Origin of the sequence: Pseudochrobactrum sp. XF203, assembly GCF_020341615.1 — a bacterium.
Classification (GTDB): domain Bacteria; phylum Pseudomonadota; class Alphaproteobacteria; order Rhizobiales; family Rhizobiaceae; genus Pseudochrobactrum; species Pseudochrobactrum saccharolyticum.
Window position 1 is genome coordinate 1,324,349 of the sequence record NZ_CP084392.1, and the last position, 12,029, is coordinate 1,336,377.

Below are 12,029 nucleotides of genomic sequence, written 5' to 3' on the forward strand. Positions count from 1 at the left end.
AAAACAAAAGCCGGCTCAGGCCGGCTTTTTGCGTTTTTGTGAAGTAAATTTAGTTTTACAAAAAGTTTTTCAGGACAAGCGAATAAGCAGTGGCAATTTGTTTGTCGAAGCACTATCTGTTTGCTCAGAGCTGCGGAGCAGATTTCCGTAGCGCGTTTTCAACGCAAAGTTTGTAATTTCAGCACTGTCAGGAAAATTCCTTACGGTGATGTTGTTGCGTGAATTATGGGTTTTACCAAAAAATCCCTCATGGATTTGGCGGTTAAATGTTAAGAATAATGAAAAATCCGTTACGAAAGTCATTTTTTAGTGGCGGAATCAATCAGGAGAGTCTAACGACATAAGCCCATGGCGCGATATGTATTCATCACAGGCGGCGTGGTCTCTTCCCTTGGAAAAGGCATAGCTGCAGCAGCACTGGCGGCTCTTCTTCAGGCACGTGGTTACCGCGTGCGGATCAGAAAGCTCGACCCTTATCTCAACATTGATCCGGGCACGATGTCTCCTTACCAGCATGGTGAGGTATTTGTGACCGATGACGGTGCGGAAACCGATCTTGACCTCGGTCATTATGAGCGTTTCACCGGTCGTTCTGCGACAAAGCAGGACAATATCACCACCGGCCGCATCTACCAGAACATCATCGAGAAAGAACGCCGCGGCGATTATCTCGGTGCGACGGTTCAGGTAATTCCGCATGTAACGGATGAGATCAAAAACTTCATTACGGAAGGTAATGAGGACTATGATTTCGTGCTTTGCGAAATCGGCGGCACAGTCGGCGATATCGAAGCAATGCCGTTTCTGGAAGCCATCCGTCAGCTCGGCAACGAATTGCCGCGCAACACAGCCGTTTATATTCACCTGACATTGATGCCATATATTCCGGCAGCGGGTGAGCTGAAAACCAAGCCGACACAGCATTCGGTGAAAGAACTGCGTTCGATCGGTATTGCTCCGGATGTTCTGCTGATCCGTGCGGATCGTGAAATTCCGGAATCCGAGCGCAAGAAGCTTTCGCTGTTTTGTAATGTCCGCCCGAGCGCGGTTATTCAGGCGCTGGATGTTAAGTCGATTTATGATGTGCCGATGGCTTATCATAATGAAGGACTGGATTCAGAAGTTCTGGCAGCTTTCGGTATTGAACCGGCACCAAAGCCGCAGATGGAACGTTGGGAAGAAATTGCCAGCCGTATCCATAATCCGGAAGGTGAGGTTACTATTGCAGTTGTCGGTAAATATACCGGCCTGAAAGAAGCCTATAAATCGCTGATCGAAGCTCTGACCCATGGTGGTATTGCCAACCGCGTGAAAGTCAATCTCGACTGGATCGAAGCGGAAGTGTTCGAGAGCGAAGACGCTGCACCTTATCTCGAAAAAGTTCACGGCATTCTGGTGCCGGGCGGCTTTGGCGAGCGCGGTGCCGAGGGCAAAATTCTCGCGGCAAAATTTGCCCGTGAGCATAAAGTTCCTTATTTCGGTATCTGCTTCGGTATGCAGATGGCATGTATTGAAGCCGCGCGTAATCTGGCCGGTATCAAAGATGCTTCTTCTACAGAATTCGGTCCTGCGAAGGAACCGGTTGTCGGTCTCATGACGGAATGGCTCAAAGGCAATATGCTGGAGAAGCGTTCTGCGTCCGGTGATCTCGGCGGTACGATGCGTCTGGGTTCCTATGAATCCATGCTGAAAAGCGGCACCCGTATTGCTGATATTTATGGCTCGACAGATATTCATGAGCGTCATCGTCACCGCTATGAAGTCAATATTGACTACATGGAAAAGCTTGAAAAAGCCGGTCTGACCTTCTCCGGCCTGTCACCTGACGGTGTTCTGCCGGAAACCATCGAATATGCTGATCATCCGTGGTTCATTGGTGTGCAGTATCATCCGGAGCTGAAATCGCGTCCGTTTGAGCCGCATCCGCTATTTGCTTCCTTTATTGAGGCAGCGGTCACTCAGAGCCGTCTGGTTTAAGATCTGAAGCGGGCACTTTAACAGTGCCCGTTTTGCTTTTATCAAAAGGACTGGATATTGCGGTTTGCAATGTCCATATGCTGAAAATGAAACCGCGCTGCGGTTTTCTGCGCAAATTTACCTGCGCCATTATTTATTGGGAAAAGTCAGGTACTTTTCAATTTTGAGGAACAGATATGACTGCCAATCCTGTTGTTGAGGTTAAGGCGCCGTCAGGCAATGTAGTGTTTTCCAACAAGGGCGCATTGTCGATCATTGCCGGCCCGTGCCAGATGGAAAGCCGTGAACACGCCTATGATATGGCTGGTGCCTTGAAAGAAATGACAGATAAGCTCGGCATTGGTCTGGTTTATAAATCGAGTTTCGACAAAGCCAACCGTACTTCGCTGAAAGGTCAGCGCGGTATCGGCCTCGAAAAGGCTCTGGAAGTTTTCTCTGATCTTAAAAAAGACTTCGGCTTTCCGGTACTGACCGATGTGCATACTGAAGAGCAATGCGCTGTTGTCGGTGAAGTCGTTGATGTGTTGCAGATTCCGGCATTCCTCTGCCGTCAGACTGATCTGCTGATTGCTGCGGCTAATACCGGCCGTGTGGTCAATATCAAGAAAGGTCAGTTTCTGGCACCTTGGGACATGAAAAATGTCATGGCCAAAGTGGTGGAGAGCGGCAATCCGAATGTGATGCTGACCGAGCGTGGCGCATCTTTCGGCTATAATACACTCGTGTCGGATATGCGCTCTTTGCCGATTATGGCGGGTCTTGGCGCTCCGGTGATTTTTGACGCGACTCATTCGGTTCAACAGCCGGGCGGTCAGGGTGAAACCAGTGGTGGTCAGCGTGAGTTTGTTGAAACGCTCGCCCGTGCATCTGTTGCGGTTGGCGTTGCCGGTGTCTTTATTGAGACGCATCAGGATCCGGACAATGCGCCTTCCGACGGCCCGAATATGGTGCCTTTGAAAGACATGCCGCGTCTGCTTGAAACACTGATGGCTTTCGACAAACTGGCAAAATCCCTTTGATCTTGCCGGTTGCCAATTAGCAAAATCTCTCTGAGATAATTACCCAATAAAAAGCCCCGCATTTTGCGGGGCTTTTTTGTGTCTCAGAACTTCTTGCTAAGGCTGACTTTGAAATTACGGCCAGGCATGGCGGTAATGCCGTCGCTCAGATAAGGTTCGTATTTCTTGTCAAAAATATTGTCGAGACCGATATCCAGCTTGGTATCTTTCATCATACCGCTTTGCGGTGCCCATGTCAGAAACAGATCATGGATACCATAGCCTGCGCTTTCAGGACGGGCATATTCGCCGCCATTCTGATTATGCGGTGTCTTGGACTGTCTGGCAACAAAAGTCCCTGTCCAGCCCAGCGTCAGATCATAATCAGGCACTTTCCAGCCCAGCGTTGTCACCAGTGTCGCCGGTGCCAGATCCTTGAGATAGGTATTATAGCCATAGATATTATTCAGCGCACCATGACGGCTGCCATGCATTGTAGAGAAGGCCGCATCGGCAAACATATAAGTTGTGTCGTAATGGGCTGAAATCTCGATACCGGCAGAGTAGTAGGACGGCATGTTCCAGTAAGTGTCACCATCTCCGCGTTTTTCAGGCATGTTTTTAGTGCCAAAGCGCCGGTTAATCGGATTGCTGACATGATTGTAATAGGCGGTCGCACGGAGTTTAAGCTGATCGTCACTGGTGAAAAGCTGATCGTGAATCGTTTCCATACCGATCTGGAAATTGTTGTTGCGTTCCACTTCAAGGTCACGGCTGGTGCGTGGCAGGCTGCTGCTGGCACTTTGTGTGGAGTAGAGCTCATCAATATTCGGCATACGCATTGCATAGGCCCAATCAGCAAACAGACGGAGATTTGAGGTTGCGTCATAGGTCATGCTCATACCCGGTGTCAGGCCGTCATGGCTGACTGCGCTGTAATCATGACCGGCAGCAGGATTATTATAGGTCTTTGCAGCGTTAGGCTTGCCTGTTGATCGCACATAATCATAACGCAGACCCGGAATAATGGTCAGCTGATCGGTCAGAGCAATCTTATCAATCACAAAAGCGCTGAAAGTTTCCTGCTTGCCTTCAGGCATATTATACGGAGCAAAATAGCCGTAATTATAATTGGCATTATTTTTGTAAGTATCGGCATACATGACAATATCACGGTTGTGACGCTGTAGCTGAATGCCGTAATTCAGGCTGTGATTAAAACCGCCGAGCGTGAAATTGGATGTGTTTTCCGCTTCAATCCGCAGGTCGGAATATTTGGATTCGTTCCACTTGCCGCCAAGCGATGCAGACGTGCTCACACCATCAGGGCGCTCGGCATAAAGCGATGTAAAGGCATAACTCACCATCAGGCGCGTATTGACCAGATCACTGTCACCGGAAAATTTATGCTCGACCGATGAGCTGAAATCTTTCAGGTCGCGCCAGGCGAGGCGGCGGCGGATCGCTTCATAATAGCCGTATTTTTTAACATCGCTGCCAATCGGTTCAACCTGTCCGCGAATAGCTGCGGGCGGACCCCAGTTCTCGCTCATGCCGTAGCTTGCAGTCGCTTTCAGCTCATGGCCGTCAGCGCTGGCACTGCCCTTAGCGGAGAAGGATGTGAGCTTGCTGTCAGAGAAATTATAACGCTCACCGCCGCCGATACGCATGTCCTCAGTCTTGCGCCATGTGGCTGCGGCAAGACCGTCAAAATTGATGCCGCTATAATTTGTGCGGCCATAAACAGCGCCGCTCTGCACCCAGCCTTTATTGGCTGTCTGATAGCCGGTCTTTGACCAGAGTCCCCAGTTCTCACCTTCGCGCAGCATATCGGCTGCGTCTTTGGTTTCCATTTTGATAGTGCCGCCGAAACCGCCATTTCCATATTTGATGGAAGTCGCGCCTTTTTCGATCTCAACGCTTTTGAGCAGTTCCGGCTCGATAAAGACGGTTCCTTGATCGTAGCGCTCGAAATTCTTCTGCGCGCCGTCCATGACAATACGCACATCGGTCTGGCGGGCAAAGCCACGGATAGCAATGCTCTGACCCTGAATACGCACACCGCCGAGCATGGTGACACCCGGTGTCTGTTTTACCAGTTCCGGCAGGCTGGCAGCCTGAACACGGTCAATTGTCTCGCGGTCGATGGTGACAATATTCGGGGCATCTGTGCCGTAGCTGCCGGAGCCGACTGTGCCGGTGCCGACAGTAATTGTGTTCAGCTGTAATGTACCGGATGCATTATCCGCCTGCTGTTTTTCCGTTTGTTTTTTTGGCTGTGCCGTTTGGGCGAGAGCCGCAGGCGTAAGGTTCAGAAATGCAGCAGTGCTTAAAACCGTTGTTGTAAGAAAGAAAAGTGAAAATTTATGCAGGCATGAAAAATTGCGTGCACCGGTGGCAGAACCACCAGCAGCATAAGCAGACATCAGCGCAACTCCTTGGGAGGATGGTTGTTTAAGCTTTGTTAATAGATATGCGCTGCCATAGGAGGATTTATCGTATTTTGCAAATATGTAATTTAATAATTGAGTAAATTAATCATATTTAATCAACGATCGGATTGATACTGTGTCTGTGTGGTTACAGCCTTGCTCTGGTACTGCGCGGTGTGGCCAGCAACAGATTGGTTTCGCTATTGGTAATGCCCGGAACCAGACGGACACGACGCAGCACGCTGTCGAGGTCGCTCAGCGTATCGGCATTGATTTCGGCAATCAGATCCCAGCGGCCATTGGTGGTGTGAATTTCTGAAATCTCCGAGAAACCGCCCAGCGCTTTCACCACGCGTTCTGTCACATGGCCTTCAATCTCGATCATCATAATGCCGCGAACAGCCTGCTCAACAGTGTCCGCACGCAGAATAACCGTATAGCCGAGAATATGGCCGTCTTTTTCCAGACGCTCCAGACGGGCACGGGCAGTGGCACGTGAGACACCGGCATCAAGGGCGAGATCGGAGATGCTGCGGCGTGCATTATGACGGAGCAGGGTGATGAGTTTCTGGTCGAGTTCGTCCACTGTCTTACCATTTTGTTCATTTAACTGCGCAATCTGATAAAGCATCTGTGGAGATTTGCCAATCTTCTCTGTCCACTCTGCCAATGTTTCGTGGTTTTATACCGGAAAATCACCGCTCTGATTGCGCTTTGCAGTCATGGCGGCAGACAAATTACAGTCGTGAGGAACATATATGCATTGTAAGCTGATTGGTGCACCTGTGCAGGACGGAACCGGACGCATGGGTTGCGAAATGGGGCCGAGCGCGTTTCGCGCCGCCGGACTGACACAGGCTCTGGAAGAGCTGGGTCATGATGTTACCGATCTGGGCAATGTGGAACCGGCTGCAAAACGCAATCTGACCCATTCCAATCCGGTTCTGAAAAATCTGCCGGAAATCGTGGCATGGATTGAGGCGCTGGATAAAGCTGCCTATGACGCCAGTGCTGATGGTTTCCCGATTTTCCTCGGCGGCGATCATGCTTTGGCTGCCGGAACTGTTTGCGGTCTGAGCCGTCGCGCCAAAGAACAGGGACGTCCGCTTTTTGTGCTGTGGCTTGATGCTCACACGGATTTCCACACGCTGGAAACCACCACAAGCGGCAATCTGCATGGCACGCCTGTGGCCTATTATACCGGCCAGAAGGGTTTTAAAGGCACTTTCCCTGAAGTGCTGGCTCCGGTTGATCCGGCGAATGTCTGCATGATCGGTATCCGCTCGGTTGATCCGGCAGAACGCACAGCGATCAGTAAGACTGAAGTGACTGTCAATGACATGCGTATGATTGACGAGCACGGCGTTGTTGCACTGCTCAACCGCTTCCTGAAGCGCGTTGAGGAAGCCAATGGCCTGTTGCATGTCAGCCTTGATGTGGATTTCCTTGATCCGAATATCGCACCGGCGGTTGGCACCACAGTTCCGGGCGGCGCGACATTCCGTGAAGCCCATCTGATTATGGAAATGCTTCATGACAGCGAGCTGGTGACAAGTTTTGAGGCGGTCGAACTCAATCCGTTCCTTGATGAACGCGGTCGTACAGCCTTCCTGATGGTCGATCTGATCGCCAGCCTTATGGGGCGCAGCGTGATGGATCGTCCGACCCGCAGCTTTGCATAAAGCTGACAAGATTTACAGCCAAAGCGCTTCAATTGTTCCTGATGGGCATGAAGCGCTTTTCTTAGTTTAACAGGTTCCGGCAAGACCGGAGGGAGAAAACCTGATGCGTGACAGAACAACTTTGAACCTCGTACCATTTGTCAGTGTTGACCACATGATGAAGCTGGTTCTGAAAGTCGGTATTGAAGAATTCCTGAAAGAGCTCTCTGCCTATGTGGAAGAAGATTTTCTGCGTTGGGAAAAATTCGACAAGACCCCGCGTGTTGCTTCCCACTCCCATGACGGTGTTATTGAGCTGATGCCAACCAGTGACGGTGCGCTTTACGGCTTTAAATATGTCAATGGCCATCCGAAGAACATGAAAGACGGTCTGCAGACCGTTGCTGCTTTCGGGATGCTGTCCGATGTGGATACCGGCTATCCGATGCTGCTGACCGAAATGACCATTCTGACAGCGCTGCGTACTGCTGCGACTTCAGCCGTTGTTGCCAAATATCTGGCACCGGAAAATGCGCAGACCATGGCGATCATCGGCAATGGCGCACAGTCCGAGTTTCAGGCGCTGGCATTCAAGGCGCTGCTCGGCATTAAGTCCCTGCGTCTCTATGATATTGACCCGTCTGCCACTGAGAAATGCAAACAGAATCTCGCAGGCTTCGGTTTTGAAATCGTCACTTGCACTAGTGCGGAAGATGCAGCGCAGGGCGCTCAGATCATCACCACTGTGACCGCAGACAAGCAGAATGCCACGATCCTGACCGACAATATGATCGGCAGCGGCATTCACATCAACGGCGTTGGCGGTGATTGCCCGGGCAAGACAGAAATGCACAAAGACATTCTGCTGCGCTCCGATATCTTCGTTGAATATCCGCCGCAGACACGTATCGAAGGCGAAATCCAGCAGCTTGATGCCGATCATCCGGTTATCGAAATGTGGCAGGTGATGAACGGTACTGTTCCGGGTCGCCGTGACCAGAACCAGATCACCCTGTTTGACTCGGTTGGTTTTGCGACCGAAGATTTCTCGGCACTGCGCTATATTCACGACAAGCTGAAATCCACAGGTCTCTATGAAAATCTCGATCTGCTGGCAGATCCGGATGAGCCGCGCGACCTGTTCGGCATGCTGCTGCGCTGCGAAAAGAAACTCGCAGGCGAAGCTGCTTAATTCGCGAATAAATCACAGAGACGGGCAGGGTTACTCCTGCCCGTTTTTGTTTGTGCAATTGCTGAATACTGGACATCATTAAAACAACGGAGTAATTGCCGCTCATGGCTCTGCATCTTGTAAAACTCTGTGTGGGATGTGATTCCCTTGAAGATCTGGCAGCGTGGATTGATTTCCGCCTTGAGGAATGCCGTGCAAACGGCGTGGTGCCGGAGCAGTTTCATACAACGCGAATGGTACCGAAACGCCAAGCAGAGCTGCTTGACGGTGGTTCACTCTATTGGGTGATCAAGGGCAATATTCAGGCGCGTCAGCGTTTGCTGGAAGTACGCACTTTTACCGGTGAAGACGGTATCGGTCGTTGTCATCTGGTGCTGGAACCGAAAGTGATCCCGACTGTCTGGCAGCCACGCAGAGCGTTTCAGGGCTGGCGTTATATTGCGGATGAAGAAGTGCCGCAGGATGACAGAGCCGGAGCGGGCGGCGGTATGCAGGCTTTGCCTGTGGAGCTGCGCCGCGAACTGGCGGCGCTGGGTCTTATTTAATCAATAAAGAATATCAGCGCAGTTTAAGGCGGATTGCTGTGCGTCCGTTCACATTGCCTGTCGCAATGCGCAAGGATGCTTCCGGCAGGCTGATACGACGGCTGCGCTGTGCATTGCAGACCAGAAGCCCTACAAATTCACGCGTATTCAGGGATGCGCCATCAGCGCGCAAATCGGCAAGACGGGCAGCAGCACTACGCAGGGCGTGGACGCTGAGCAAAGTGGTTTTGCCTGGCTTTTGTGAGTCGGATTCCACCGGATCAACATTGGTGAAACCAAACAGATTGAGCATATTCGACATTGTAAACCCTTTACACAATACTCATTGGGTTTGCAGATGGCCTGCCTGAACTATACCGGCGAAACACAAAGCCGGATAATATCGGATATTACGGTCTTAGAGCGCCATGCGCCCCATTGGGTGCATAAAGGTCGCTCTAACACTTTGAAATTAGAGCATAATTTTAACTTAAACTGATTCAAATTTAAGAAATTATGCTCTAAGCGGTGCGAACCGCGCGCATTAACGCGCGATTGCATAGCAGCTGAAGTTCTTTTTCTTCAGGGCGGCACAGGCATCCCATGCGGCAGTTTTGGTGTCAAAACCAACAAAACGTGCACGGTAGAATGTGTTGTTACCCTTGTTGAAAGTCTCAGTCATCGGGGAGGTTGCACGCAGGGTGCTGCCTGCCTGCTGGGCGGCTTTATTCAGCATTTCCTGTGCCTGATTTTCGCTCGGCAGGGAGCCGATCTGAATAGCCCATGCACCGGAAATATCAGCTGCGGCGGCCATGGCAACGGCAGTCTGTTCCGGCTGCTGCTGGCGGGTATTTTCCTGCGGTACAGCAATCGGCTCATTGCGCACAGCAGCAACAGGCTTTGGTGCCAGACCCATACGGGAAGCAGCTGTATTGGCGGAAGCTGTGGTAACCGGATCAACATTCGGGATCGATGCTTTAGGTGTCGGAATAGCCACAAGCTGGGAAGATACCGGAGCAGAAGGACGCGGTGTCGGTGCTGCCAGAGCCAGCATTTCAGGCTGCTGGGCAGGAACCGGTTTCTGACGGGCGATAACTGCGCTGATTGCATCCTGAGCACTGCCTGCGGAGCCGGAAGCATCAGCAACCAGAACCGGCTGGTCGGCACGTTCAGCCGGCAGCGGAACCGCACGCGGCAGAGGAGATGGTTCAGCGGCAACTGCAGGGCCTGCAGGTGCATCATTACGGGCAATCAGCAGGGCATCACTGCCACGACGCGACGGTGTTGCTTTTGGCAGATGTGCCTGAATAAGACGGGTCATTGCTGCGTCACGCGATGCACCGCTGCTGCCGCCCATTACAACGGCGACGATGCGACGGCCGTCACGGTTGACGGAAGTGACAAGATTATAGCCGGATGCGTTTACATAGCCGGTTTTAATGCCGTCAACGCCTTCAACGCGGCCGAGCAGGCGGTTGTGACCATTGATCGTGCGTCCACGGAACTGGAAGCTGGAACGGCCGAAATAGCCGTAATATTGCGGGTAATGCTGGCGCAGCGCGATACCGAGAATCGCCATATCGCGGGCTGTGGTCTGCTGGTTCGGGTTTGGCAGACCGGAAGCATTACGGAATGTGGTGGAGCGCATGCCGAGACGACGTGCCTTGGCCGTCATCATCTGTGCAAAACGTGGCTCGGAACCGCCGAGATATTCACCAAGAGCAGCTGCAGCATCATTGGCTGAGCGGGTAATCAGCGCCATAATCGCATCTTCAACGCTGATTGTCTGGCCTGCCGGTACGCCGATTTTTGTCGGCGGACGGGTTGCTGCATATTTGGAGAACGGAATTTTGGTGTTTTTGTTGATGCGTCCGGCCTGCATCGCCTCGAAGACCATATAAAGGGTCATCATTTTGGTGAGGGAAGCGGGAAAACGCTTGGCATCTGCGCTTTCTGCAAACAGGGTTTTGCCGGTATTGGCATCAATCACAATCGCGGCATGACGCGGGTTCTTTGCTGCCTGAGCGGAACCTGTCGTGATGGTAAGAGTGAGGGCGCCGGCCATTGTTACTGCTAACAATGAGCGGGCCGCAATCTTGATGCCGGATGCGGCGTGACGGAACGCATGATACACGGTGACTTACCTACCTGGACTGCCAATTTTCAGGTGTGGCGCAAAGGACACGCCACGAACATTTCCGTGATCATATTGCCAACAGCCTTACCAATCCGTTTATAGACGGGCAAATCATGATCTTTTTTTGATTTTTATGATGCTTTTTTAGCTGGCGGGCATGTCTGGACGGTCATCCGATCTGTCTGCATCGTGTTAAGTACCTGCTAATAAATAAAAAATTTATGCGGTGTTTCTTTTCAAGCTGGTTTCAAGAAATTGTGAGTCTTACAAAAATTTTGCTCTGCAAAAGCGTATTTTCCTGTTCGTAACGCATCTTCTGTCCTGAAACTGTTAATAATCAGAGCTAAGGGGCTGATACATTACGGGCTGCAATTTACCGGCCCTGATGAGAGTGATTTGGTTGAATCACTTGCCAGTCTTCAGGCCGATCTTGAGACTGGTATTTAAAATGCAGAAACGGGGACAATTTTGCGTGCTTTATTAATTTGCCCCTGTGCGGTTTGCGGAAATCTTTTCTTAAATGATGTGTTTCATGCTGGTTTTTTCCTGCAGGCGCGATACTCTGGACGTGAATGAGGACGTGTCGGGCTTTGTGTTCTGCGGGGCTTAACATTGCCGCGTTTCAACCTACATAATAGGTCTACGATGTGTGGTTTCCCGCCATACAGCGTGACTTCAGAAAATACAGATACGATCAGGACGGATACGATCAGGAATGTGTGCAGCAGACCATTTTTTACAGGTTACTCCTTTTATGCAGGCCAAGTCTCCTGTGATGGGGAGTGACGATGGTGACCCGAAGGACCCGGGTAATGGTACAGCTGTTATTACGCGGACGAAAACCCGCTTAAAACGGCCAAGCCTGTACAGGGTGCTGCTGCTGAATGATGACTATACGCCGATGGACTTCGTTATTCATGTGCTGGAGCGTTTTTTCCAGAAAAACCGTGAAGATGCGACACGCATCATGTTGCATGTCCATAATCACGGGGTCGGTGAATGCGGTATCTATACTTATGAAGTTGCCGAAACCAAAGTGACGCAGGTGATGGATTTCGCCCGTCAACATCAGCATCCGCTGCAATGCGTGATGGAGAAAAAGTGAGGT

10 protein-coding genes are annotated in these 12,029 nt (G+C 51.2%); 6 read left to right on the top strand and 4 right to left on the bottom strand.

The features are described 5' to 3' along the window. Positions 1 to 348: 348 nt before the first annotated feature. Together LDL70_RS05840 and kdsA are read left to right on the top strand one after the other, a co-directional pair. Positions 349 to 1,977 carry a CTP synthase gene (locus LDL70_RS05840; protein ID WP_225687722.1) on the top strand — a complete coding sequence of 543 codons (1,629 nt, stop codon included), beginning with the start codon at positions 349 to 351 and terminating at the stop codon, positions 1,975 to 1,977. 176 nt (positions 1,978 to 2,153) lie between these two features. Further along, positions 2,154 to 2,996: a 3-deoxy-8-phosphooctulonate synthase gene (gene kdsA / locus LDL70_RS05845; RefSeq protein ID WP_220159544.1), complete on the top strand. Its 843-nt coding sequence runs from the start codon at positions 2,154 to 2,156 to the stop codon at positions 2,994 to 2,996. An 83-nt stretch (positions 2,997 to 3,079) separates the two neighbouring features. On the opposite strand, the gene LDL70_RS05850 is transcribed toward kdsA, so the two are convergent. Further along, positions 3,080 to 5,401, bottom strand: coding sequence for a TonB-dependent hemoglobin/transferrin/lactoferrin family receptor (locus LDL70_RS05850; protein WP_225687724.1), 2,322 nt, complete (start codon positions 5,399 to 5,401; stop codon positions 3,080 to 3,082). Positions 5,402 to 5,555: 154 nt separating this feature from the next. Next, on the bottom strand, positions 5,556 to 5,993 hold the full coding sequence (locus LDL70_RS05855; protein ID WP_028233989.1) for an Lrp/AsnC family transcriptional regulator: 438 nt from the start codon (positions 5,991 to 5,993) through the stop codon (positions 5,556 to 5,558). Positions 5,994 to 6,165: 172 nt separating this feature from the next. Here LDL70_RS05855 and rocF point away from each other — a divergent pair, with 172 nt between their 5' ends. The 3 genes from rocF (at position 6,166) to LDL70_RS05870 (ending at position 8,805) form a co-directional block, all read left to right on the top strand. Then, a complete protein-coding gene (rocF, locus tag LDL70_RS05860; RefSeq protein WP_225687726.1) occupies positions 6,166 to 7,089 on the top strand; it encodes an arginase in 924 nt (307 codons plus the stop codon). A gap of 103 nt (positions 7,090 to 7,192) precedes the next feature. Then, positions 7,193 to 8,260, top strand: a complete 1,068-nt coding sequence (locus LDL70_RS05865; RefSeq protein ID WP_022712413.1) for an ornithine cyclodeaminase — start codon at positions 7,193 to 7,195, stop codon at positions 8,258 to 8,260. 104 nt (positions 8,261 to 8,364) lie between these two features. After that, positions 8,365 to 8,805 carry a DUF1489 family protein gene (locus tag LDL70_RS05870; protein ID WP_075655438.1) on the top strand — a complete coding sequence of 147 codons (441 nt, stop codon included), beginning with the start codon at positions 8,365 to 8,367 and terminating at the stop codon, positions 8,803 to 8,805. Between the two features lie 13 nt (positions 8,806 to 8,818). On the opposite strand, the gene LDL70_RS05875 is transcribed toward LDL70_RS05870, so the two are convergent. Beyond that, on the bottom strand, positions 8,819 to 9,106 hold the full coding sequence (locus LDL70_RS05875) for a hypothetical protein (RefSeq protein ID WP_022712411.1): 288 nt from the start codon (positions 9,104 to 9,106) through the stop codon (positions 8,819 to 8,821). A gap of 222 nt (positions 9,107 to 9,328) precedes the next feature. Beyond that, the gene (locus LDL70_RS05880) at positions 9,329 to 10,918 is read right to left on the bottom strand and encodes an SPOR domain-containing protein (RefSeq protein WP_370637776.1); all 1,590 of its coding nucleotides are present in this window, start codon (positions 10,916 to 10,918) and stop codon (positions 9,329 to 9,331) included. 757 nt (positions 10,919 to 11,675) lie between these two features. Between LDL70_RS05880 and clpS the strand changes: the two genes are divergently transcribed. Beyond that, positions 11,676 to 12,026, top strand: a complete 351-nt coding sequence (clpS, locus tag LDL70_RS05885; protein WP_028233987.1) for an ATP-dependent Clp protease adapter ClpS — start codon at positions 11,676 to 11,678, stop codon at positions 12,024 to 12,026. The last annotated feature ends 3 nt before the right edge of the window (positions 12,027 to 12,029 follow it).